Raw genomic sequence first — 23,537 nt, 5'->3', positions numbered from 1 at the left:
CGTAGGGTTCAGCCAGCGGCGGGAACGTCCGCCACGCCGCGCGGCAGCAGGCGCCGGCCGAGAACCCGCTCCGAGTAGCCCGTGCGGTCGAGGTACGGGCTGATCCCCCCGAGGTGCAGCGGCCAGTTCGCGCCCAGGATCATGCAGAGGTCGATCTGGTCGGGCGAGTCGACGACTCCCTCGTCGAGCATGAGGCCGATCTCCTCGGTGAGCCCCACGAGGACGGCGTCGAGCACGCCTGCCTGGTCGAGCGGTGCGGCGTCTGCGGGCCCGTCGAACGCGTCCTGGATCGCCGGGTCGACCTCGAGCTCCGCACCGTGCCCGTCCGGCTCGGGCACGAGCCGCCGGCCCTGCGTCGCGAGCCGCTCGAGCCCGGGGGAGCGCGGGTAGCGCTCGCCGAGCTCGTCGTGCAGGGTGTTGAGCACATGCAGCGCGACGGGCAGCCCGACGAGCTGGATGAGCGCGAACGGCCCCATCGGCAGGCCGAGGGGACGCAGCGCGACGTCTGCTGCACGGACGGGCGTCCCGCCCTCGACGGCGGCTGCGACCTCGGCGAGGAGCCGGAGCAGCAAGCGGTTGACCACGAAGCCCGGTCGGTCCGCGACACCCACGGCGGTCTTCCCGAGCTGCTTCGCGAGGGCGAACGCGGTCGCGACGGCCGTGTCCGTGGACGACGCCGTCCGGACGACCTCGATGAGCGGCATCTGGGCGACCGGGTTGAAGAAGTGGATCCCCACGACCCGCTCGGGGTGGCGCAGGTTGGCGGACATCGCGGTGACGGACAGTGCGGAGGTGTTGGTGGCCAGCACCGCGTCGTCCGCGATGACCCCCTCGAGCTCGGCGAACACGCGCTGCTTGAGCGCGAGGACCTCCGTGACGGCCTCGATGACGAGGTCGGCGCCAGCGAGCGTCGACAGGTCGGTGCTCACCGAGATGGACGCAAGGACCCGGTTGGCCTCGTCGGGCGACATGCGGCCCTTGGCCGCCTGCCGCTCCACCTGCGACCGGATGCCCGCGAGACCGGCGGCGACGCGGGCGTCGTCGATGTCGCGCATGACGACGGGGACCCGCAGCCGGCGCGCGACGAGGACCGCGAGCTGGCCCGCCATGAGTCCCGCGCCGACGATGCCGACCGACCGCACCGGCCGGGCGAGCTCCGCCGGGGGAGCGCCCGCGGGCGTGCGGGCCCGGCGGCTGGTCAGGTCGAACGCGTACAGGCCTGCGCGGAGCTGGTCGGACATGACGAGCTCGGTGAGCGCGTCGTCCTCGGCCGCGAAGGCCGAGTCGCGGTCGGCCGTCCGTGCGGCCGCGACCAGCTCGAGCGCCCGGTAAGGAGCCGTCTTGGCTCCGTGGAGGCGCTGGTCGAGCTGCGCCCGAGCGCCCGCGACGACCGCGTCCCACTCCTCCTGCGACTCGATCTCGCGACGCACCGGGACCACGCGACCCGCGAGGACGTCGGCGGTCCAGGCCAGCGACTGCTCGAGGAAGTCGGCGGGGTGGAAGACGGCATCGACCATGCCGAGCTCGAGCGCCTCGGCAGCCTTCGTCATCCGGTTGCCCCCGAGCGGACGTGTGAGGATGACCTCGAGCGCCCGCCGGACACCGACCAGGTGCGGCAGCAGGTAGCACCCGCCCCAGCCGGGGACGAGACCGAGGAAGGCCTCGGGCAGGGCCAGCGCAGAGACGTCGGCCCCCACGGTCCGGTAGGTGCAGCTGAGCGCGAGCTCGAGCCCCCCGCCCAGAGCGGCACCGTTCACGTAGGCGAAGGTGGGGACGCCCATCTCGCCGAGCAGCCGGTAGGTCGTGTGACCCGCCTCGGCGACCCGTCGGGCGTCGACCTCGGTCGAGATCGCCGTGACGGCGGTGAGGTCGGCACCCGCGGCGAGGTAGTACGGCTTGCCGGTCACGCCCACGGCGACGATCTCGCCCGCGAGGGCCCGGCGCTGCTGGGTGAGCAGGGCCGTGTGCAGCTCTGCCAGGCCGGCGGGGCCGAGGGTCGTGGGCTTGGTGTGGTCGAGCCCGTTGTCGACGGTGACCAGCGCGAGCGTCCCGGCGTCGCCCGGGAGGGCGACGTCCCGGACGAAGGCGTGGGCGATGCGCTCGGGTCGTGGCGCGGCGGACGTCGTGGGCGATGGCGTGCTCATCGGGCGCTCCCGTCGATGGTCAAGGCGGTGGGCCGGTAGCCCTCGTAGTCGGGGTGGTGCGGGTTCTCCCAGATGACCGTGCCGCCCTGGCCGAGGCCGACGCACATCGTCGTGATGCCGTAGCGGACGTCGGTGCGCTCGGCGAACTGGCGCGCGAGCTGCGTCATGAGTCGCACCCCTGAGGAGGCGAGCGGGTGGCCGACGGCGATCGCGCCGCCGTACGGGTTGACGCGGGGGTCGTCGTCGGCGATGCCGAACGCGTCGAGGAACGACAGCACCTGGACGGCGAACGCCTCGTTGATCTCGAACAGGCCGATGTCCTCGATGGACAGGCCCGCTCGCTGGAGCGCCCTGTGCGTCGCGGGGACCGGTCCGATCCCCATCACGGCCGGGTCGACGCCCGCGTACGCGAACGACACGAGACGCATCCGCGCGCCCAGTCCCAGCTCCTCGGCGGTGTCCTCGGCGGCCAGGATGCAGGCCGCGGCCCCGTCGGTCAGCGGGGCCGACGTCGCCGCGGTCACGCGCCCGCCCGCACGGAACGGCGTCGCGAGGTTGCGGACGTCCTCGAGGCGCGTGCCCGGGCGCGGGGGCTCGTCGGCCGTCGCCAGGCCCCAGCCGCGCTCCGGGTCGCGCAGACCCACGGCGACGAGGTCGGGGGTGATCTGCCCGGCCGCGAGTGCGGCGGCGTACTTCGCCTGGCTCGCGACGCCGAACGCGTCGGCGCGGTCGCGGGTGAGCTCGGGGAAGCGGTCGTGGAGGTTCTCGGCCGTGTTGCCCATGTTCAGCGCGTCGGCGCTGACGAGCCGCTCGGCGACGAACCGCGGGTTGGGCTCCGCCCCGGCCCCCATCGGATGATGGCCCATGTGCTCGACCCCGCCCGCGAGCGTGATGTCCAGGGCACCGACGCCGATGCCCGACGCCGTCGTGGTCACAGCAGTCATGGCGCCGGCGCACATCCGGTCGATCGCGTAGCCCGGCACGGACTGCGGGAGCCCCGCGAGGAGCCCGACGGTGCGCCCGAGGGTCAGACCCTGGTCGCCCGTCTGGGTCGTGGCGGCGAACGCGACCTCGTCGATCCGCTCGGGCGGCAGCTCGGGATGACGGCGCAGGAGCTCGCGGACGGCCTTGACGGCGAGGTCGTCGGCCCGCGTGCCTGCGTAGAGGCCGTCGGGCCGGGCGCGACCGAACGGCGTGCGCACGCCCTCGACGAAGACGACAGGGCGGACGGTGCGGGGGGATGCGCTCGGCATCGGACCTCCAGGGAGCAGGGACGACGGTGTCCTCGCGGCCCGACGGGCGGGCCTAGGTCGGCTGACCGTACCCGGACCTAAGTCCCTTGTCAGCCGAAGTTACCGAAGAGTAACAGGGCGCGACCCGCTCGGGCGAGGTGTCCGGTCAGCAGTTCCAGCCGGGTTGCGGGCTGCCCGGCGAGCGGGCACGAGCGGTCGCCCGCTCAGTCGGCGGCGGCAGCCGCAGCGGCTGTGGCGAACGCAGCGACCAGCCGAGGCGTCACGACGTCGACCTGCCACTGCCGGGCACCGCCGGCGCGCAGGAAGGCCTCGATGGACGAGGCGTCGAGCGGCGACGGCGGCGTCCAGCACAGCCGGCGCAGCAGGTCGGGCTGCAGCAGGTTCTCGGCGGGCACCTCGACCTCGGCCGACAGCGTCGCGACAGCGTCGCGGGCTGCGGCGAGCCGGGCTGCGGCAGCCGGGTCCCGGTCGGGCCAGGCGCGCGGCGGAGGCGGAGCGTCGGACCGCGGGCCGCGTACCGACGGCAGCTCGGAGTCGGGGAGGGCAAGGCCCTCGTCGATCGCGTGCTGCCACAGCGCGGCCCGGCGGCGGGTCCCCTTGCCGGAGAACGCCGGCAGGGCGACGAGCTGCGGCACCGACCGGGGCAGCGCCTGCGCGGCGGCGAGGATCGCGTGGTCGGGCAGGACGCGTCCCGGCGAGATGTCACGTTGGCGCGCGTTCTCCTCGCGCGTCGTCCACAGCTCGCGGACGACGGCGAGCCGCCGTGCGTCATGGATCGCGTGCAGGCCGGACACCCGGCGCCACGGCTCGACCCGCGGCGTCGCCGGGGGCGCCGTCCGGACGGCCTCGAACTCCTGAGCCGCCCACTCGGCCTTGCCCGCGACAGCGAGCCGCTCAGCGATGATCTCGCGCAGCTCGACGAGGACCTCGACGTCGAGGGCGGCGTAGCGCAACCACTGCTCCGGGAGCGGCCGGGTGGACCAGTCGACCGCCGAGTGCTCCTTGGCGAGGCCGAGCCCGAGCAGCTCAGCGACGACCGCGGCCAGTCCGACCCGCTCGAGCCCCAGCAGACGGGCGCCGAGCTCGGTGTCGAAGATGCGCGACGGACGCAGGTTCTGCTCCAGCAGGCCAGGGAGGTCCTGGGATGCCGCGTGCAGCACCCACTCGACGCCCACGAGCGCATCCGAGAGGATCGACAGGTCGGGCAGGGCGATCGGGTCGACCAGAGCGGTCCCGGCGCCTTCGCGGCGGAGCTGGACCAGGTACGTGTGCTGCCCGTAGCGGTATCCCGACGCGCGCTCGGCGTCGACAGCGACCGGTCCCGTCCCCGCCTCGAAGGCGGCGGCGACCCGTGCCAGCTCCTCGAGCGAGTCAACGACCGGAGGGATGCCCTCAGCGGGCTCGGTCAGGGGGACGACGGTGGGCGCTGTGTCGGGCGCGGCGCCGGTCTCGGTGGGCGCAGCGGTGGCCGGGTCGAGGGCGGCGCCGTCAGCTGCGCCGTCGTCGGCCGGTCGATCGGAGAGCATGGTGACCACGGTAGGCGCACCCCGGCGCCCATCGGTGCAGGCCACGCGGGGCGCACCAGGATCTGTGAGGTCAGTCGAGCAGGCCCGACCGGATGGAGATCGCGACGAGGGCCGCACGGTCGCCCGTCCCGAGCTTGCGGGAGATGCGCGCGAGGTGGCTCTTGACCGTGAGGGCCGACAGGCCGAGGTGCTCACCGACCGCGCGGTTGCTGCACCCGTCGGCGACGAGCCGCAGGACTCCGAGCTCACGCATCGTGAGGTCGGGCCGCTCGGTCGCGAAGGACGGTCCGCGGGAGCCGACAGGGATCGACGCGTGCGACTCCGAGGCGATCGCGCCGCGCAGACCGCCCGTGAGCAGTCCGACGAGCTCGGGTCGGCTCGCGCGACGCGCCAGCAGGATCACCCGGCCGGTGCCGCGCCGACGGAGGTTGCGGACCAGGATCTGCCCGTCACCGTCGGCGAGGTTGGTGACCACGACGCACATCTGGCCGACCGCCCGGCGATCGGCGGGGTCGCCCGCAACGACACGGCCGGCGGTGGCCGAGCTCGCGGGGTACGCGCGGTTGCCCGGTGCAGGCGGGACGGCGCGGAGGGTGGTCGGCCGCGCGCGCAGTGCTCCCGTGCTCACAGCTGCCTCCCCACGGCGATCCAACGTCATGCCATGGCATCGGCAGCGCCGCGGAGCACCTTGAGGTCAGGACCTCGCGGTATTGACCGCGCAGCGGGTGGACCTGCGATGACGCGCGCGGGGCGACGGGTGACGAGACGACCCCGTCAGCGGCGGCGCGGGAGGGGAACGACTCCCGCCGGAAGCGGGGGGAGACCCGCGGCGGTGCACAGCAGAACGGCCCACGCCTGAAGGTGCGGCTGGAGGTTCTCGTCGCGAGCGGTCCAGCTCGCGCGGATCTCGAGGTCGACCTGCTCAGGGCGCCTGTCGAGCGCACCGAAGCTCTGCGACAGCACGCGCGTGATGGTCCCGCCGGCGGCGTGCGCGTCCAGGCCCGACTCGGCCAGCGCGTCGACGAACCAGCTCCAGGCAACCTCTCCGAGCATCGGGTCCGAGCCGACCTCGGCCTCGAGGGACGCCCGCACGAGGGTCACGAGGCGGAACGTCCCGTCCCAGGCCTCCTGACCGGCCGGGTCGTGCAGGACGACGAAGCGTCCGGACGCCAGGTCGTCGGCCTCGATGTCGCGGGCGTTCGCCCGGACCTCCGCGGCGAGAGCGGCGGTGTACGGGGCGATCCGGGCCGGGCCCGGGACCTCCTCGAGGTGGATCTCGGGTCGCAGCTGCACGTCTCGCAGCGATCGCAGCGCGCGGACGAAGGCGGGCGGTGCATCGTCGGGTCCGGCGGGGATCACATCGGCGAGCGTACGTGCGAGCTGCGACAGTCTTGCGGTCCGGCACGCCGCGTCGTCGTGTCGCCTGCGCCGTTAGGCTGGTCGCTGAACCCAGCCGCCGGCTCGACGACGCGAGCCCGCACGAAGGAGCACCCCTCATGACCACACCTAGCGCCCCCGTGGGAACGGCTCAGATCGGTGTGACGGGTCTGGCGGTGATGGGTCGTAACTTGGCGCGGAATCTGGCGCGGCACGGGTATGTGACGGCGGTGCACAACAGGTCGTTCGCGAAGACGGCGTCGTTGGTCGCGGATCATGGTGGGGAGGGCGCGTTCGTGGCGTCGGAGTCGATGGCGGACTTCGTGGCCTCGTTGGAGCGGCCGCGCAAGGTGATCGTCATGGTCAAGGCCGGGGGGCCCACGGACGCGGTGATCGGTGAGCTGGTCCCGTTGCTGGACGCGGGTGACATCGTGATCGATGCGGGCAACGCGCACTTCCCGGACACGGTCCGCCGGGAGCGGGAGCTCAAGGCCCATGGCCTGCACTTCGTGGGGTCGGGGGTCTCGGGTGGTGAGGAGGGTGCGCTGCTGGGCCCGTCGATCATGCCCGGGGGGTCGCCCGAGTCCTACGCGGTCCTGGGCCCGATCTTGGAGGACATCGCGGCGAAGGTCGACGGGGTGCCGTGCTGCACGTATGTGGGGCCCGACGGTGCCGGGCACTTCGTGAAGATGGTGCACAACGGCATCGAGTACGCCGACATGCAGCTCATCGCTGAGGCGTACGACCTGCTGCGCCAGGGCCTGGGCGCCTCGGCGGCGCAGATCGCGGAGATCTTCCGGGACTGGAACGGTGGTGAGCTGGAGTCGTTCCTGATCGAGATCACCGCCGACGTGCTGGCGCACACCGACGCCGAGACCGGGCAGGCGTTCGTGGACGTGGTCCTGGATCAGGCCGAGCAGAAGGGCACGGGGCGTTGGACGGTGCAGAACGCCCTGGACCTGGGGGTGCCGATCACCGGGATCGCGGAGGCGACGTTCGCCCGGGCCCTGTCCGGGTCGGTGCCCCAGCGCGCGGCGGGGGTGCGGGCGCTGGAGGGTCATGCCGGGACGTGGGACGTGACCGACCGGGACGCGTTCATCGAGGACGTGCGCCTGGCGCTGCTGGCCTCGAAGGTCGTGGCCTACTCCCAGGGCTTCGACCAGATCGCGGCCGCGTCGGCGCAGTTCGGGTGGGCCATCGACCGCGGGGCGATGGCCCGGATCTGGCGTGGGGGCTGCATCATCCGGGCCCGGTTCCTCAACCGGATCACCGAGGCGTACGAGCGTGACAGCGGCCTGGCCCTGCTGCTCGCGGACGAGTACTTCGTCGAGACGGTCGGCAAGGGCGTCGGGGCGTGGCGCCGGACCGTCTCCCAGGCGGCGCTCAACGGGGTGCCCACCCCGGCGTTCTCCTCCTCCCTCGCCTACTACGACGGTGTGCGCGCCGACCGGCTGCCCGCCAACCTCATCCAGGCCCAACGCGACTTCTTCGGCGCCCACACCTACCGGCGCACCGACCGCGGCGGCACCTTCCACACCGACTGGACCGGCCACCGGACCGAGTCCCCGGCGTGAACGGGCCGCTGCAACCGGTCATCCTCGGGGCGGACATCGGCGTCTACGCCCTTGCCCGGTCGTTCCACGAGGCCTACGGCGTGCGCTCGATCGTCGTCAGCGGCGCCGCCCTGGGGCCGGTCGCGAACTCCCAGCTGATCGACAACTCGCTCGTCGCCGACGGCCACGACCCGCGTCAGCTCGTCGACCGGCTCGTCGAGCTGGGCAAGGAGATGTCGGACCGCACGCTCGTCCTCCTGGCGAACTCCGACTGGCTCGTGCGGGTCGTCGTCCAGCACCGCGTCGAGCTCGAGGCCCACTACATCGTGCCGTTCCTCGCGGAGGAGGTCCTCGACCGGATCTCCGACAAGGCGACGTTCGCCCAGATCGCGGTCGACCTCGGGATCAGCGTGCCGCGGACCCTCGTCCAGGACTTCGCCGGTGCGGGCGAGCCCGGGTGGGCCCCTGACCCGGTCGACATCGCGTACCCGCTGATCGCCAAGGCGGCGAGCAGCGCCGACTACCAGGGCGTCGAGTTCGTCGGCAAGAAAAAGGTCTTCGAGATCTCCGACGCTGCCGAGCTCGACGCGCTGTGGGCCTCGCTCGCAGGCGCCGGGTTCCGTGGCAGGTTCGTGGTCCAGGAGCTGATCCCCGGCGACGACACGCAGATGCGGTCCATCACCGCCTACGTCGACAGCCGTGGCGTGGCGACGCTCCTCTGCTCGGCGCACGTGCTGCTCGAGGAGCACACCCCGTCAGGTCTCGGGAACCCGGCCGCGATGATCACGACCCGCATCGACCCGATGCTCGACCAGGCGCGGGCGTTCCTCGCCGCGACGGGCTACATCGGCTTCGCCAACTTCGACGTGAAGGTCGACCCGCGGGACGGGTCGTTCCGCTTCTTCGAGGTCAACCCGCGCATCGGTCGCAACAACTACTACGTGACGGCCGCCGGTGCGAACCCGACCCGGTTCCTCATCGAGGACCGGGTCGAGGGGCTCGCCGTCGAGCCCGTCGTCGTGGATCGCGAGGTCCTCTACTCGATCCTTCCGCACCGGCTGCTGCTCCGGTACGTCCTGGACCCGGCGCTGGCCGCGAAGGTGCGCGGGCTGATCCGTGCGCGCGCCGTGGTGCACCCGCTGCAGTACCGGCACGACGCGCTCCCGCGGCGCCGCGCGTACGTCACGGCGGCTCTGCTCAACCAGGTCCGCAAGTTCCGGCGGTACTACCCCGAGGTCACGTCGACGGGGTTCTGAGGTCGACCCGACCGACCCGGGCTGCGCGTCCGGCGGACGCGGACTGCGGGGTCAGCCGAGCTCGCTGGTCCCCGCGTACAGGTGCAGCACCGGCACCTGGAGCACCTCACGGGCGCGCGACGCCCAGTCGGTGTGGAACGTGTCCTCGACCGCGTGCGGGTACGTCACGACGGCGACCTCGCGAACCCCGCCGGCCGCGACAGCGGCACGCAGCGCCGGGAGCGGGTCGTCGGCGACGATCTCGCCCGTGGCCGTGCGTCCCGCCTCGGTGAACGCCGACAGGCTCTCGGCCAGCTGGTCGGCAGCCGTGGCCTTGGCCTGCGTCGGCACCGGCTCGCGGCGGAGCACGGTGGCGAGCGCGTCGCGCAGCTCGCCCAGGCTCAGCTGGTCGACGAGCGACACGAGAAGGTTGCGCGACGTGTCGGCGGGCACGAGGACCCGGTAGACGAGCGTCTCGTCGGGGTGCAGGGACACCAGGTTGGCGACGTCTGCGGAAGCGAGCGTGTCCTCGGTGAGGACCAGGATCGTGTCGGTCACGGGGTGAGCCTAGTGCCGCCGTCGGTGATGGGCTGCGCACCGAGCAGCCAGCGGGCCAGGAGCACGCCGTCGCTGTGGAGCAGGTGGGCGAGAGTCGCCGGGCGCGGCGGCGCGAGCCAGGCAGGGGTGTCCAGGATGCGAGCGGCCGGGCCGCCGACGAGCAGGGCGCTCGTCGTCAGGCACAGGTCATCGACCACGTCGATCGCGACGAGCTGCGCGAGGAGGTGCGGGCCGCCCTCCGTGAGGACGCGCACGAGGCCCCGCGCCGCCAGCGCGTCGAGGCCGCGCCCGAGGTCGACCTCGGCGTCGCCGGCCTCGATGACCCGGTCGGCACCCAGCCGCTCACGCAGACCGGCCAGAGCGGGGCTCGAGTACACGGTCAGGACGATCGGGAGGTCGTCGCCCGTGAGCAGCTCGGGCGGCAGGACTCCCGACGCGGACACGACGGCGAGCTCGAGCCGGGCGGACTGCCCGCGGACGGCCCGTGCGGCGGCGAGGGCGGCGGGCATGCGCAGGGATCGGTACCGCTCCGCGCGGGCGGTCCCGGCGCCGATCAGCACCACGTCGGCCGCGGCCCGCAGCACGTCGAACACGCGGTGGTCGGCGGCGTTGTTGATCGACCCGGAGACGTGGTCGGGACCCGTGGCTCCGCCGTCGACCGTGGCGACCATGTTGGCCCGGACCCACGCGGAACGCCCGGCGCGCGGGGCGGGATGCGCGTAGAGCGCCTCCAGGGACTCCTCGGCCGGGTCGGGGCCGATGGCCTCGCGCCCGGGCGGCAGCAGGACGTCGAGGGTCGGTACGGGGCGGCTCGTTGCCATGCGGGTCAGGCTAGCCGCCGGCCGCGGGTGCCGCCGGGTGGCCGAGATGCGGGTCAGGACGGGGTGCGGTAGGTGCCGGCGAGGGACTCCGCGAGGGCGACGACCGGGCCGACGACGACGACGGCGGGGGAGCGGACGGCACGGGCCGCGGCGAGCTCGGCGATGTCCGCGAGGGTGCCGATGGTGGTGCGCTGGTCCGGCGTGGTGCCGCGCTCGATGACCGCCACCGGCGTCGAGGCCACGCGCCCGAGCTCGATGAGTCGCGCCGCGTGCTGCTTCAACCGGGTGACCCCCATGAGGAGCACGAGCGTGCCGTCGAGGCGGGCGAGCGCGGGCCAGTCCGGCGCCGCGTCGTGCGCCGAGACGACGGTCACCTGGCGGGACACGTTCCGGTGCGTGACGGGGATGCCCGCGGCCGCGGGGACGGCGAACGCGCTCGTGACGCCCGGGACGACCTCGACCTCGACCCCGGCGGCCAGGCACGCCAGCAGCTCCTCGCCGCCACGTCCGAGCACGAACGGGTCGCCGCCCTTGAGCCGCACGACCCGGTGGCCGGCCTGCGCGCGGTCGACGAGGACGGCGTTGATCTCGTCCTGGGTGATCGTGTGCGCGTCCGGCGACTTGCCGGCCTCGATGACCTCGACGTCGTCGTCCAGGCCGGCGAGCAGCTCGCGGGGGGCGAGCCGGTCCACGACGACGACGTCCGCCTGCGCGAGAAGGCGCCGACCACGGGCGGTGATGAGGCCGGGGTCGCCGGGGCCTCCACCGACGAGCGCGACCGATCCGGGCCCGGGCCGGCGGCGGCGGATCGGCAGCTCGCCCGTGTCGAGCAGCGTCGCGACGGCCGACCGGATCGCCGCGGCGCGTCGCGGGTCGCCCCCGGCGTTGACCGCGACCGTGACGTCCCCCGAACGCGCGACCGCGGACGACCAGGCGCTCGAGGCCGACGGGTCGCCGGTCCGGATGCACCAGATGCGGGCGGCGTCGGCGTCGTCGGCGACCGCGTCGTCCGTCGCCGGATGTCCCGTCGCGGTGTGCACGAGCCATGCTCCGTCGAGGTCTCCCCGGACGTAGCCCCGCGCCACGTGCTCCAGCGCGCCCGAACGGGCGAGCGCGGCGAGGTCGTCGCTCAGGACGGGCGAGACCACGCGCACCACCGCACCGGCGTCGAGCAGGTTGATGGTCCGACGGGTGGCCACCACGCCGCCGCCGACCACGACGACGCCACGGCCGTGCAGGTCGAGCAGCACCGGGTGGCGGATCGGGCCGGCTGCGATCTCACTCATGGCACGTCACCGCCCGCTCGTACCGGTCAGGCCGCGCGCGCGCAGCACCTTCCGCTCGAGCGGACCGAACACGGCGAGCTCGATCGCCATGCCGACCGCGAAGATCAGCAGGATTGAGGCGATGACCAGCGACATGTCGTTGGTCTGACGGCCCAGGTCGAGCAGCTGGCCGAGGCCCGTGCCGAGCTGCGGGGAGGACGAGATCAGCTCGGCGGCCATCAGGGAGCGCCACGCGAACGCCCACCCCTGCTTCAGCCCGGCGAGGAACCCGGGGAGCGCACCGGGGAGCAGCACGTACCGGATCCGGGTCCACCCGCTCGCACCGAGGACCTGCCCGACGCGCAGGACCAGCGGCGGGACCTGGTCGACGCCGGCGAGCAGCCCGTTGACGATCGAGGGGATCGCGCCGAGCAGGACGACCGTGAAGATCGCGGCGTTGCTCAGCTGGAACCAGATGAGCGCGGCCGGCACCCACGCGACCGACGGGAGCGACTGGAGGCCCGAGACGATCGGCCCCAGCGCGCGCCGGAGCAGCGGCACGGTCGCCATCGCCGTGCCCAGCAGCACGCCGACGACGACCGAGATCGCGAACCCCAGGCCGCCGCGCTCCAGGCTGAGCCCGACCGCCCGGACCCCTGAGCCGTCCTGGGCGGAGACGACGAGAGCGGTCCACACGTCGGCCGGGCTCGGCAGGGCGTACGAGGGCTTGAGCCCGGCGAGCGCGACCGCCTGCCACACGGCGCCGAACACCACGACTGCCGTGGCGGTCGGCCAGAAGGCGCGCCATGCAGCGCGCGTCCTGCTCGCGGGCACCGGTGTGACGAGCGAGTCGAGCGCGTCGAGGCCCGCCTCGAGGGCGCGGACGTCGCTCGGAGCAGTGTCAGCGGCCATGGCGGACGATCTCCCGTCGGAGGTGCTCGGTGATCTCGGTCGAGAGGTCGCCGACCGCCGGGTCCTCGATCCGCCTGGGCTGGGGGATGCCGACTGTCCACTCCCGCACGACCCGACCGGGCCGGGAGGACAGGAGCACGACCCGCTGCCCGAGCCGGACGGCCTCGCGCACGTTGTGCGTCACGAACAGGACCGAGAGACCCGTCTCCTGCCAGATGCGCGTCAGCTCGTCGTGCATGACGTCACGCGTGATCGCGTCGAGAGCGGCGAACGGCTCGTCCATGAGCAGGACGCGCCCCTCCTGGGCGAGGGCCCGGGCCAGCGCGACGCGTTGACGCATCCCTCCGGAGAGCTCATGGACGCGCTTGGCCGACGCGCCGTCGAGGTGCACGAGGTCGAGCAGCCGACGTGCCTCGCCGGCACGCGCGCCCCGCGGCACCCCCCGCAACCGCAGGGCGAGCTCGACGTTCTGGCCCGCGTCGAGCCAGGGGAACAGCGCGGGCTCCTGGAACATCAGGGCCGGTCGCCCGGCGGCGACCTCGACCGTTCCCGAGGTCGGCGCGTCGAGCCCCGCGATCATCGACAGCAGCGTGGACTTCCCGCATCCTGACGCCCCGACGAGGCACACGAACTCGCCGGGGGCCACCGTCAGGTCGATCCGGTCCAGGACGGGCGGTCGACTCGTGTCGCCGAAGTCCTTGGACACCTGCTCGAGGCGCACGGCGGCAGGCGGACGCGGGTCGTCGGGCACGGAGAGGTCGGCGGGGAGCAGGGGGTGGTCCGTCCTGGTCGCGGTCATGGCTACTCCGTCCCGAGCACGGCAGCAGACACGGGTGGGAGCCCGTGAGCCCGCAGGATGTCGTTGAGCGGGGTCAGGTCGTAGATGCCATGCAGGTCGACCTTCCCGGACACGCCGACCTCGGCCGCGTGGTCGGCGGACGTCTGCACCGAGCTGGCGACCGGGTCGTTCGTGATCGTCAGGTTCGACCAGGCGCGGTCGAGGACCTGCTGGCTGAGCTTCTTGGACGTCAGCGCCTCGATCGCGTCGTTGGCCTGCGTCCTGGCCTCGGCGTCGTGCGCCGCGATCCAGTCCGTCGTCGCCAGCTGCGCCTCGAGGAGCTTGGCGACCGTGCCGGGGTACTGCGTGAGGAACTCGGTGCGCACGACGAGGTTCGTCGTGACGAACTGGGCGTCCGGCCACAGGTCGGCCTCGTCGACCAGCACGTGCGCGCCGCCGTCGAGCACGAGGCGTGACGCCCACGGCTCGGGGACCCAGGCGCCGTCGAGGGCGCCCTGCTTGAACAGGTCGAGCGTCTGGGCGTTCTCCTGCGGAACGATGTCCAGGTCGTTCTGGCCGCCCTTGACCGACGTCTGCAGCCCGTTGGACCTGAGCCACGCGCGCAGCGCGACGTCCTGGGTGTTGCCGAGCTGCGGGGTCGCGATGGTCGTGCCGCGCAGGTCCTCGACCGAGGTGATCCCGTCGCGCACGACGAGCTGGGCGCCGCCCGACGTCGCGCCCGCGATGATCCGGATCGCCTCGCCGTCGGACTTGGCGAACGCGTTGATCGACGGGTTCGGGCCGATGTAGGCGGCGTCGATCCCGCCCCCGAAGATCGCCTCGACCGCGGCCGGCCCGGCGTTGAAGATCTGGGTCGTCAGCTTCGTGCCGCCGAGCGAGGAGGCGAACGTGCCGTTCGCGACGCCGATGAGCGGGATCGCGTGGGTGATGTTCGCGAAGTACCCGAGACGCAGCTCGGGCGCCTCGGCGGCAGACGCGCCGGACGCCCCCGCGGTCGTGGGCGCCGTCGCCGCCTGACCGGAGGAGGCGCAGGCAGCGAGGCTCAGGGCGGCGAGCGCCGCGAGGCCGCCGGCGAGGACGGTGCGACGGTGGGGACGGGGTGGGAGGTGCGATGACATGGGTGGTTCCTCTCGGCCGAGCTCAGGGATGGCGGACGCGTCTCCTACCGCGTCCGACATCGCTCGGGGTCGTCCGAGGCGGCCACGAGGACCGACGGGCCGACCATGCCGGCGGCGAGCGTCGAGCCGTCCGCCTGGTCGACCAGCAAGAACACGCCCGTGCGACGGTGCTCCGCATAGGCGTCGAGCACGACGGGCTCGGCGAGGCGCACGTGCACCGTGCCGATCTCGTTGAGCGCGAGGGTCGTCGCGCCCTCGTCGATGGTCAGGTTGTCGATGTCGAGCCGGGACCCGACACTGCGCACGAGGCCCCGCACCGTCCTCGTACCGATCCGCACGAGCACGCGAGCGCCCGGTGCGGGCGCACGCTCGGACAGCCAGCACACCGTGCCGACGAGGTCCGCACCCGTCACGGTCGGCGCACCCGCCGGAGCGAGCACGTCGCCGCGGGACACGTCGAGGTCGTCCTCGAGCCGGAGTGTCACGGACTGCGGCGCGAACGCCTGCGTGAGCTCACCGTCGGCGGTGTCGATCCCGACCACGCGGGTGCGCCCCCCCGCAGGGAGCACGACGACCTCGTCGCCGACCCGGACGACCCCGGACGCGACGCGACCGGCGTACCCGCGGTAGTCCGGGTGCTCCGCCGTCCGGGGCCGGATGACCACCTGCACGGGGAACCGGAACGCCTCGGTCGTCGGGTCGCGGTCGACCGGGACCTCCTCGAGGTGCTCCAGGAGCGTCGGGCCGGCGTACCAGGGCGTGCGGGTCGATGCGTCGACGACGTTGTCACCCTCGAGCGCCGACAGCGGGATCGCCTGGACGTCGCGCACCCCGAGGTCCGCCGCGTACCGGGCGAAGTCTGCGGCGATCGCCCGGAACGTCGCCTCGTCGAAGCCGACGAGGTCCATCTTGTTGACGGCGAGGACGATGTGCGGGACACGCAGCAGCGCGGCGATGGCCGCGTGACGACGGGTCTGCTCGAGGACCCCCTTGCGGGCGTCCACCAGCACGATCGCGAGCTCGGCGGTCGACGCACCGGTCACCATGTTGCGCGTGTACTGCACGTGGCCGGGGGTGTCCGCGAGCACGAACGCGCGGGTGGCCGTGGAGAAGTACCGGTACGCGACGTCGATCGTGATGCCCTGCTCGCGCTCAGCCCGCAGCCCGTCGGTGAGCAGCGCGAGGTCGACGACCGCCCCGCCGCGCGCCACGCTCGCGCGCTCGACCGCGGCGAGCTGGTCGGCGAGCACCGACTTGGTGTCGTAGAGGAGCCGGCCGATGAGCGTGCTCTTGCCGTCGTCGACCGATCCGGCCGTGGCCAGCCGGAGCAGGTCGCGCTCGTGGTGCTGCGTCGTTCCCATCAGAAGTACCCCTCGCGCTTGCGATCCTCCATGGCAGCCTCCGACGCACGGTCGTCGGCCCGGGTCGCCCCGCGTTCGGTGAGCCGGCTCGCCGCGACCTCGACGATCACGTCGTCGACGGTCAGCGCGCGGGACTCGACGGCACCCGTGCAGCTCATGTCGCCGACGGTGCGGTAGCGCACGGTGCGTCGCTCGACGGTCTCGGTCCCGCGCGGGCCACCCCAGTCGCCCGGTGCGAGCCACATCCCGTCGCGCAGGAACACGTGACGCTCGTGCGCGTAGTAGATCGTCGGGAGGTCGATGCCCTCGCGCTCGATGTAGCGCCAGACGTCGAGCTCGGTCCAGTTCGACAGCGGGAAGACCCGGACGTGCTCGCCCGGGCTGTGCCGGCCGTTGTACAGGTCCCACAGCTCGGGGCGCTGGCGCCGCGGGTCCCACTGTCCGAGCTCGTCGCGCAGGGAGAACACGCGCTCCTTGGCGCGCGCCTTCTCCTCGTCGCGGCGGCCGCCGCCGAACACGGCGTCGAACCGGTGGGTCGTGATCGCGTCGAGCAGGGGGACCGTCTGCAGCGCGTTGCGGGACCCGTCGGGGCGCTCGCGGACCGCCCCCGCGTCGATCGCGTCCTGCACGCTCGCGACGACGAGCCGCAGGCGGTGCTCGGCCACGACGGCATCGCGGTAGTCGATGACCTCGGGGAAGTTGTGGCCCGTGTCGACGTGCAGCAGCGTGAACGGGACCGGCGCCGGCCAGAACGCCTTCCGCGCGAGGTGGAGCATGACGACGGAGTCCTTGCCGCCGCTGAAGAGCACGACCGGGCGCTCGAACTCGCCGGCCACCTCCCGGAAGATGTGGATGGCCTCGGCCTCGAGCGTCTCGAGCTGGGTGAGCCTGCGGGGCGCCGTGGCGGCGCGGGCATCGGTCACTGTGGTCTCCGTCGTCATGTGTGCAACCCGCATTCCGTCTTGTCCAGGCCGGCCCAGCGACCGGCCCGGGGGTCCTCGCCCGGTGCGACGGCGCGGGTGCACGGCGCGCACCCGATCGACGTGTACCCGAGCTGGCGCAGCGGGTTGAGCAGCACGCCGTGCTGGGCGACATAGGCGTCGACGTCGTCCTGCGTCCAGGCCGCGAGCGGGTTGAGCTTGACCTTGCCGCGCTTGTCGTCCCAGCCGACGACCGCGATGTCGGTGCGGGTCGGGGCGTCCTCGCGGCGCATTCCGGTGACCCAGGCGCGGTACGGCGCGAGCCCGCGTTCGAGCGGCTCGACCTTGCGCAGGGCGCAGCACAGGTTCGGGTCCCGGTCGTGGAGCCGGGGCCCGTGCTCGGCGTCCTGCTCCGCGACCGTGCGCAGCGGCAGGATCGTGCGCAGCGTGATGTCGGTCGTCTCGGCGTACGCGTCGCGCGTCCCGATCGTCTCGGCGAAGTGGTACCCGGTGTCGAGGAAGATCACGTCGACCCCGGGAACCGCACGGCCGGCCAGGTGGACGAGGACCTCGTCGCCCATCGACGACGCCACCACGAGCCCCGGACCGAACGTCTCACCGGCCCAGTCGAGCACGTCGAACGGGTGCGCGCCCTCAAGCTTCGCGCCCTGGTCGGCGACGATCGCCCGCAGGGCGACCTCGTCCTGCAGCTGCGCGCTCATGACCGCACCGCCAGGCCGATGAACCGCACCGCGAAGACGCGGGTGCACCCACGGCACTCCCACTCACCGTGGCGCTCGCCCGCGGGGCGCAGGTCCTCACCGGCGCAGTACGGGCAGTAGTACGCCGTGACGCGCTCGCCGGAGCCGGCGACGTCGGCGGCGCTCATGCGAGCTCCGCCTCGTCGGCGCGCAGCGCCCACTGCGCGAACGCCTCGTCATCCTCGCGCTGGGCTGCGAACCGCGTCGCGACCCGCTCGACGTAGTCGGGCAGCTCCTCCGCGGTGATCCGCAGCCCGCGCACCGTCCGGCCGAGCCGGCCGTCGATGCCGAGCGCGCCCCCGAGGTGGACCTGGAAACCCTCGTCGCCGCCCGCCAAGACACCCTTGAGGCCGATGTCGGCGACCTGGATCCGTGCGCAGGAGTTGGGGCACCCGTTGAGGTTGATCGTGAGCGGGTGCTCGAACGTCGGGAGCCGCCGCTCGAGCTCGTCGACGAGCGCCGCACCGCGCGCCTTGGTCTCGACGATCGCGAGCTTGCAGAACTCGAGGCCCGTGCAGGCCATCGTCCCGCGCCGGAACGTCGAGGCGCCGGTGACCTCGAGACCGAGCTGCTCGAGCCCGGCGACCAGTTCGTCGACCCGGTCGGCCGCGACGTCGAGCACGACGACCTTCTGCTCGACCGTGAGCCGGACGCGGTCGCTACCGGCCCGCTCGGCGAGGTCGACGAGAGACGTCAGCATCGGTCCGCTGACCCGCCCGACCGTCGGCGCCGCACCGACGTAGAAGCGGCCGTCGCGCTGGGGGTGCACGCCCACGTGGTCACGACGCCCGAGCGGGGGCGCGGGGGGCTCGGGACCGTCGTCGAGGCGCCGGCCGAGGTACTCCTGCTCGAGCACGTCGCGGAACACCTCGGCGCCCCAGTCGGCGACCAGGAACTTCAACCGTGCGCGGTTGCGCAGGCGGCGGTAGCCGTAGTCGCGGAAGATGCCGATGACACCCTCCCAGACCTCGGGCACCGCCTCGAGCGGCACCCAGGCGCCGAGGCGGACGGCGAGCATCGGGTTGGCCGCCAGCGCCCCGCCGACCCACAGGTCGAACCCGGGGCCGAGCTCGGGGTGGACGACACCGACGAACGACACGTCGTTGATCTCGTGGACGACGTCGTGGTGCGGCGAGCCGCTGATCGCGGTCTTGAACTTGCGCGGCAGGTTCGAGAAGGCCGGGTCGCCGATGTAGCGCCGGTGGATCGCGTCGATCGCGGGGGTGCCGTCGATGATCTCGTCGGCGGCGACCCCGGCCACCGGTGAGCCGAGGATGACGCGCGGCACGTCGCCGCAGGCCTCCTGCGTCGTGAGCCCCACGGCCTCGAGCCGGCGCCAGATCTCCGGCACGTCCTCGATGCGGACCCAGTGCAGCTGGATGTTCTGCCGGTCGGTGATGTCGGCCGTGCCGCGGGCGAGCTCGGTCGAGATCTCGCCGATCACGCGGAGCTGGCGCAGGGTCAGCCGACCGCCGTCGCACCGCACCCGCAGCATGAAGTACTCGTCGTCGAGCTCGTGCGGCTCGAGGGTCGCGGTCCGGCCGCCGTCGATGCCGGGTCGGCGCTGGGTGTACAGCCCCCACCAGCGCATCCGACACCGCAGGTCCTCGCCGGGGATCGACGCGAAGCCGTCCCGCGAGTACACGGTCTCGATGCGGGCGCGGACGTTGAGGCCGTCGTCGGCGGCCTTGAGCTCCTCGTTCGCGTTCAGCAGCTCGCGGTCACCGAAGGCCCACTGGCCTTCGTTCCTGGCCGCGCGCGGTGCGATGCGGGTGTGCGCCATCAGCGCTACCTCCGGGGGACATGGGCCCACGGTCACATCACGGTGCCTGAGGCGGTCTCCATGACGGTGACCGCGTGCCCGGTGAGGGGTGTGGGGCGGTCAGTCGACCCGCGGGCAGCAGCGCATGGTGCTCGCCGCGGGGTCGCCACAGGCCAGACAGCACCCGGAGACCACGGTCATCAGCACCCGCTCAGGCTGACACACGAGTCCGAGGGATGAAACCACCCATCCGCATGATGAGACGAAGGTCCCGAGTCCGCTCCGCGCCGCGGGTGTAACCGACCGCGCGATCCGCCCGACGTAGGCTGGTCGATCGTGACCGAGCCGGCGACCCCAGCGAACCCCTCCGCGCCCTCGCTGACCTCACGCCACCCGGTCGTCCCCGTCGACCGGCTGCTCGCCGAGCTCGTCCCGCCGCGGCTGTTCACCACCGCGTCGTTCGACACCTACCGTCCCGACCCGGCCCACCCCAGCCAGCAGCACGCCGTCACGCGACTGCGGCAGGTCGCGGCCGACGTCGCGGCGGGGGAGCGGCGCTCCTGGTGGCGACCGCGGCGCCGGGGAGCCGCGCCCGCGGTCTACCTCGACGGGGGATTCGGCGTCGGCAAGACCCATCTGCTCGCGGCTCTCGCGCACGCGACGGGCACAGGGACAGCGGCAGGCACCGGCGCCGCGTACGGCACGTTCGTCGAGTACACGAACCTGGTGGGCGCGCTCGGGTTCCTGCCGACCGTCGAGGCGCTCGCTGCGCACCGGATCGTCTGCATCGACGAGTTCGAGCTCGACGACCCGGGCGACACGGTCCTCGTCACGCGCCTCCTGCGCGAGCTCGCGGACCGTGGCGTCGCGGTCGCGGCGACGTCGAACACCCTGCCGGGCTCTCTCGGCGAGGGCAGGTTCGCCGCCGAGGACTTCCTCCGGGAGATCCAGGCGCTCGCGGCGCGGTTCGAGGTGCTGCGTGTCGACGGCGAGGACTACCGGCACCGGGTGGTGGTCACCGATGCCCCCGGGCTCCCCGACGAGACGGTGCGGACCTCGGCGAGCCTCGTGCCCGGCGCGACGATCGACCCCTTCGCCGACCTGCTGGCGCACCTCGCGACGGTCCACCCGAGCCGGTACGGGGCGCTGCTGGACGGTGTGGCGCTCGTGGCACTGACCGGCGTCGGGACCATCCACAGTCAGGACGTCGCGCTGAGGTTCGTGGTCCTCGTCGACCGCCTCTACGACCGCGACGTCCCGGTCGTGCTCGGCGGAGCGGGCGAGCAGCAGCTCTTCACCTCCGAGATGCTCGCGGGCGGCTACCGCAAGAAGTACTTCCGCGCGCTGTCGCGGCTCGGTGCACTGACGGGGGCCGGGCGCTCGATGCTCGCCGGCTGAGCGCGGTCCGGTCACCCCGCGAGCGACCGGGCGCGCCTCAGGGCTGCTGGGCGTCGAGCCGCGCCATCTCGGCGGCGACGTCGAAGTCGGCCGGCGGCCAGCCCAGGTCGAGACCCTTGAACGCGTGCGTGAGGAGCTCGGTCACCGCCAGACGTGCGTACCACTTGCGGTCGGCCGGCACCACGAACCAGGGCGCGACGTCGGTCGACGTGCGGTCGAAGACCGCCTGGTACGCCTCGGCGTACTTCGGCCAGAGCAGGCGCTCGTCGAGGTCACCGGGGTTGTACTTCCAGTACTTGTCGGGCCGCTCGAGGCGCTCGCGCAGACGCTTCTTCTGCTCGGCCGACGAGACCATGAGCGCGACCTTGACGATCGTCGTGCCGCTGGCCACGACTCGGGCCTCGAACTCGTTGATCTCGTCGTACCGCGCACCCCAGACCTTGGGCGGCACGAGCTTGTGGACGCGGACGACGAGGACGTCTTCGTAGTGCGACCTGTCGAACACGCCGAGCTTGCCGGGCTGGGGCAGGGCGTTCTCGATGCGCCAGAGGTAGGGGTGCTTGCGCTCCTCCTCGGTCGGCACACCGAAGGCCGTGAGCTGGACGCCCTGCGGGTCGACCATGCCGACCACGTGCCGGACGACGCCGCCCTTGCCGGAGGTGTCCATGCCCTGCAGCACGAGCAGCACGGACCGCTTCCCGTCGGAGCGGCCCTCCGCGAACAGGCGCTCCTGCAGACCCGACAGCAGGACGCCCTGCTGAGCCAGGTGCGCGTCGGCGTGCTTCGACTTCCCGTCCCAGCCGGGCTTGCCGGTGGGGTCGAAGTCGGCCAGCCGGAAGCCCTCGGACGCCCGCAGGGCCTCGTGGGCCGGTGTGGTCCAGCGGTCGGACGTGGACACGGGAGCCTCCTTGTCGCGGTGGTCGATCGAGCCCGACCCTACCCAGGGCGCGCGAAGGCCGCGCCTCGAACGGCTGGGTGGGGGTGCGAGGCGGGGCGCGGGGGCTCGGCGTCCCGCTCAGGCCAGCACGGCGACGCTGCGGGCCGGCATGTCGATCGTCGATCCCGCCGGGCCTGTGGGCTCCCACGCGGCGAGCACCGCGAGCGCGCTCCGGGTGCGCAGCGTCACCCGCTGGGGCTCATGGGCGAGGTTGCACACGATCCTCGCGGCCCCCCGCTCGACGACGACCCAGCTCGGTCGGTCGTCGTCGTCGAACCGGACCGCCGTGGCCGCGAGGTCACCGGCCGCGAGCTCGGGGATCGCGCGCCGCAGCTCGATCAGGGTGCGGTACCACGCGAGCATCCGGGCGTGCTCGGGCTGCGCGGTCTCGGTCCAGTCGAGCCGGCTGCGTTCGAAGGTCGCCGGGTCCTGCGGGTCGGGGACCTGCTGGTCCGCGGTGGCGGCGGCCGACGACGCGTCCGGTTGCCCGTGACCGGCGAACTCGGCGCGTCGCCCCTCGCGCACCGCCTGGGCGAGGGCCGGGTCGGTGTAGTCGGCGAAGAACTGCCACGGCGTGCGGGTTCCCCACTCCTCGCCCATGAAGAGCATCGGGGTGTAAGGGGACAGCAGGACGAGGGCCGCCTCGATCGCGAGCGCGCCGGCGTCGAGGCGGGCCGACGGCCGGTCGCCCTGGGCGCGGTTCCCGACCTGGTCGTGGTCGGAGGCGAACACGACGAACTGGTGCCCGTCGGTGCCCCGCGGGACCTGATGCCCCCACGGACGGCCTCGGAAGGTCGAGTACGTGCCGTCGTGAACGAACGCCCTCGTCAGGGCGGTCCGCAGGGTCGCCGCCGTGCCGAAGTCCGCGTAGTACCCCTGGCGCTCGCCTGTGATGAAGGCGTGGATCGCGTGGTGCACGTCGTCGGACCACTGCGCGGTCATGCCGTGGCCGCCTGCGGTGGTCGGGGTGATCGTGGTGGGGTCGTTGAGGTCGGACTCGGCAACCAGGGACAGGGGCCTTGCGAGCGGCGTGGCGAGCACCGCGACCTCGTCGGACAGCTGCGCCAGGATGTGGCGCTCCGAGTCGTCGACGAGCGCGTGGACCGCGTCGAGCCGCAGGGCGTCGACGTGGAAGTCGCGGAACCAGCGCAGGGCGCTGTCGCAGATCCACCGGCGCACCTCGGCGCAGCCCGGCCCGTCGAGGTTGGCGGCGGCCCCCCACGGCGTCTCATGGGCGCCGGTGAAGTACGGCCCGAACGTCGACAGGTAGTTGCCGGCCGGTCCCAGGTGGTTGTGCACGACGTCGAGGCACACGCCGAGCCCGCGAGCGTGCGCGGCGTCGACGAGCTCCTGGAGCGCGGCTGGCCCGCCGTAGGGCTCGTGCACCGTGAACAGGCCCACGCCGTCGTAGCCCCAGCCGTGCGCGCCGTCGAACGCCGCGATCGGCATGAGCTCGATGACGTCCACGCCGAGCGAGACGAGGTGGTCGAGCCGGTCGATCGCCGCCCGGAGCGTCCCCTCGGGCGTGAACGTTCCCACGTGCAGCTCGTAGAGGACCCGTCCGCGCACGTCGGTGCCGGGCCAGCCGTCGTCCGACCAGACGAACGCGTCCGCGTCGAACACGCGACTGGGGCCGTGCACGCCGTGCGGCTGCCACGCGCTGCGCGGGTCCGGCCGGGGCGGCGACCCGTCGACGCTGAAGGCGTAGTCGACGCCGGCGGCGAGGTCGACGTCGGACGCCCACCAGCCGTCGCCGTCGCGGGCCAACAGGGACCGGTTCTCGCCGAGCACGAGCTCGACGACCTGGGCGTCGGGCGCCCATACGCGCGGGACCACG

General features: G+C 73.3%; 21 protein-coding genes. 3 read left to right on the top strand and 18 right to left on the bottom strand.

The window, feature by feature from the left end; genetic code table 11:
* Positions 1-8: 8 nt before the first annotated feature.
* From DDP54_RS14340 to DDP54_RS14320, 5 genes are all read right to left on the bottom strand, one after another.
* Positions 9-2,144: a 3-hydroxyacyl-CoA dehydrogenase NAD-binding domain-containing protein gene (locus DDP54_RS14340; protein WP_109132681.1), complete on the bottom strand. Its 2,136-nt coding sequence runs from the start codon at positions 2,142-2,144 to the stop codon at positions 9-11.
* A complete protein-coding gene (locus DDP54_RS14335; RefSeq protein ID WP_109132680.1) occupies positions 2,141-3,397 on the bottom strand; it encodes a thiolase family protein in 1,257 nt (418 codons plus the stop codon). The genes DDP54_RS14340 and DDP54_RS14335 overlap by 4 nt, the downstream gene beginning before the upstream one ends.
* Before the next feature lie 203 nt (positions 3,398-3,600).
* On the bottom strand, positions 3,601-4,923 hold the full coding sequence (locus DDP54_RS14330) for an HRDC domain-containing protein (protein WP_109132742.1): 1,323 nt from the start codon (positions 4,921-4,923) through the stop codon (positions 3,601-3,603).
* A 70-nt stretch (positions 4,924-4,993) separates the two neighbouring features.
* A complete protein-coding gene (locus DDP54_RS14325) occupies positions 4,994-5,551 on the bottom strand; it encodes a LuxR C-terminal-related transcriptional regulator (RefSeq protein ID WP_242448483.1) in 558 nt (185 codons plus the stop codon).
* Positions 5,552-5,697: 146 nt separating this feature from the next.
* Positions 5,698-6,282: a DUF3000 domain-containing protein gene (locus DDP54_RS14320; RefSeq protein WP_109132679.1), complete on the bottom strand. Its 585-nt coding sequence runs from the start codon at positions 6,280-6,282 to the stop codon at positions 5,698-5,700.
* Positions 6,283-6,419: 137 nt separating this feature from the next.
* Here DDP54_RS14320 and gndA point away from each other — a divergent pair, with 137 nt between their 5' ends.
* Both gndA and DDP54_RS14310 read left to right on the top strand, forming a co-directional pair.
* Positions 6,420-7,874 (top strand): NADP-dependent phosphogluconate dehydrogenase, encoded by a 1,455-nt coding sequence (gene gndA / locus DDP54_RS14315; protein ID WP_109132678.1) that lies wholly within the window; start codon positions 6,420-6,422, stop codon positions 7,872-7,874.
* Complete coding sequence (locus DDP54_RS14310) at positions 7,871-9,109, top strand: hypothetical protein (RefSeq protein WP_242448482.1); 1,239 nt, start codon at positions 7,871-7,873, stop codon at positions 9,107-9,109. Before gndA ends, DDP54_RS14310 begins: the two co-directional genes overlap by 4 nt.
* Before the next feature lie 51 nt (positions 9,110-9,160).
* Here DDP54_RS14310 and DDP54_RS14305 read toward each other — a convergent pair whose 3' ends face one another.
* Genes DDP54_RS14305 through DDP54_RS14260 form a run of 11 tightly spaced genes read right to left on the bottom strand, consistent with a single transcriptional unit; the run spans position 9,161 to position 19,386 of the window.
* Positions 9,161-9,646, bottom strand: a complete 486-nt coding sequence (locus DDP54_RS14305) for a hypothetical protein (protein ID WP_109132677.1) — start codon at positions 9,644-9,646, stop codon at positions 9,161-9,163.
* The gene (locus DDP54_RS14300; RefSeq protein WP_109132676.1) at positions 9,643-10,467 is read right to left on the bottom strand and encodes a dihydrofolate reductase family protein; all 825 of its coding nucleotides are present in this window, start codon (positions 10,465-10,467) and stop codon (positions 9,643-9,645) included. The genes DDP54_RS14305 and DDP54_RS14300 overlap by 4 nt, the downstream gene beginning before the upstream one ends.
* A 53-nt stretch (positions 10,468-10,520) precedes the next feature.
* Complete coding sequence (gene cobA, locus DDP54_RS14295) at positions 10,521-11,753, bottom strand: uroporphyrinogen-III C-methyltransferase (RefSeq protein WP_197711455.1); 1,233 nt, start codon at positions 11,751-11,753, stop codon at positions 10,521-10,523.
* A gap of 6 nt (positions 11,754-11,759) precedes the next feature.
* Complete coding sequence (locus tag DDP54_RS14290; protein WP_109132675.1) at positions 11,760-12,644, bottom strand: ABC transporter permease; 885 nt, start codon at positions 12,642-12,644, stop codon at positions 11,760-11,762.
* Positions 12,634-13,443, bottom strand: a complete 810-nt coding sequence (locus DDP54_RS14285; protein WP_109132674.1) for an ABC transporter ATP-binding protein — start codon at positions 13,441-13,443, stop codon at positions 12,634-12,636. The genes DDP54_RS14290 and DDP54_RS14285 overlap by 11 nt, the downstream gene beginning before the upstream one ends.
* Positions 13,444-13,445: 2 nt before the next feature.
* The gene (locus tag DDP54_RS14280; RefSeq protein WP_109132673.1) at positions 13,446-14,561 is read right to left on the bottom strand and encodes an ABC transporter substrate-binding protein; all 1,116 of its coding nucleotides are present in this window, start codon (positions 14,559-14,561) and stop codon (positions 13,446-13,448) included.
* Between the two features lie 44 nt (positions 14,562-14,605).
* On the bottom strand, positions 14,606-15,922 hold the full coding sequence (locus tag DDP54_RS14275; protein ID WP_109132672.1) for a GTP-binding protein: 1,317 nt from the start codon (positions 15,920-15,922) through the stop codon (positions 14,606-14,608).
* On the bottom strand, positions 15,922-16,863 hold the full coding sequence (gene cysD / locus DDP54_RS14270; RefSeq protein WP_109132671.1) for a sulfate adenylyltransferase subunit CysD: 942 nt from the start codon (positions 16,861-16,863) through the stop codon (positions 15,922-15,924). Before cysD ends, DDP54_RS14275 begins: the two co-directional genes overlap by 1 nt.
* Positions 16,860-17,564: a phosphoadenylyl-sulfate reductase gene (locus DDP54_RS14265; protein ID WP_109132670.1), complete on the bottom strand. Its 705-nt coding sequence runs from the start codon at positions 17,562-17,564 to the stop codon at positions 16,860-16,862. The genes cysD and DDP54_RS14265 overlap by 4 nt, the downstream gene beginning before the upstream one ends.
* Positions 17,561-17,731, bottom strand: a complete 171-nt coding sequence (locus DDP54_RS18440; protein WP_197711454.1) for a hypothetical protein — start codon at positions 17,729-17,731, stop codon at positions 17,561-17,563. Before DDP54_RS18440 ends, DDP54_RS14265 begins: the two co-directional genes overlap by 4 nt.
* The gene (locus tag DDP54_RS14260; RefSeq protein WP_109132669.1) at positions 17,728-19,386 is read right to left on the bottom strand and encodes a nitrite/sulfite reductase; all 1,659 of its coding nucleotides are present in this window, start codon (positions 19,384-19,386) and stop codon (positions 17,728-17,730) included. The genes DDP54_RS18440 and DDP54_RS14260 overlap by 4 nt, the downstream gene beginning before the upstream one ends.
* Positions 19,387-19,701: 315 nt before the next feature.
* Here DDP54_RS14260 and zapE point away from each other — a divergent pair, with 315 nt between their 5' ends.
* Entirely contained in the window at positions 19,702-20,763 is a 1,062-nt protein-coding gene (gene zapE, locus DDP54_RS14255) for a cell division protein ZapE (protein ID WP_242448481.1), read from the top strand.
* Between the two features lie 37 nt (positions 20,764-20,800).
* On the opposite strand, the gene DDP54_RS14250 is transcribed toward zapE, so the two are convergent.
* Both DDP54_RS14250 and treZ read right to left on the bottom strand, forming a co-directional pair.
* Complete coding sequence (locus DDP54_RS14250) at positions 20,801-21,661, bottom strand: PPK2 family polyphosphate kinase (protein ID WP_109132667.1); 861 nt, start codon at positions 21,659-21,661, stop codon at positions 20,801-20,803.
* 117 nt (positions 21,662-21,778) lie between these two features.
* Positions 21,779-23,536 carry a malto-oligosyltrehalose trehalohydrolase gene (treZ, locus tag DDP54_RS14245; protein ID WP_109132666.1) on the bottom strand — a complete coding sequence of 586 codons (1,758 nt, stop codon included), beginning with the start codon at positions 23,534-23,536 and terminating at the stop codon, positions 21,779-21,781.
* Position 23,537: the final 1 nt, after the last annotated feature.

Origin of the sequence: Cellulomonas sp. WB94, assembly GCF_003115775.1 — a bacterium.
Classification (GTDB): domain Bacteria; phylum Actinomycetota; class Actinomycetes; order Actinomycetales; family Cellulomonadaceae; genus Cellulomonas_A.
This window is presented reverse-complemented; position numbering and strand designations above follow the sequence as displayed.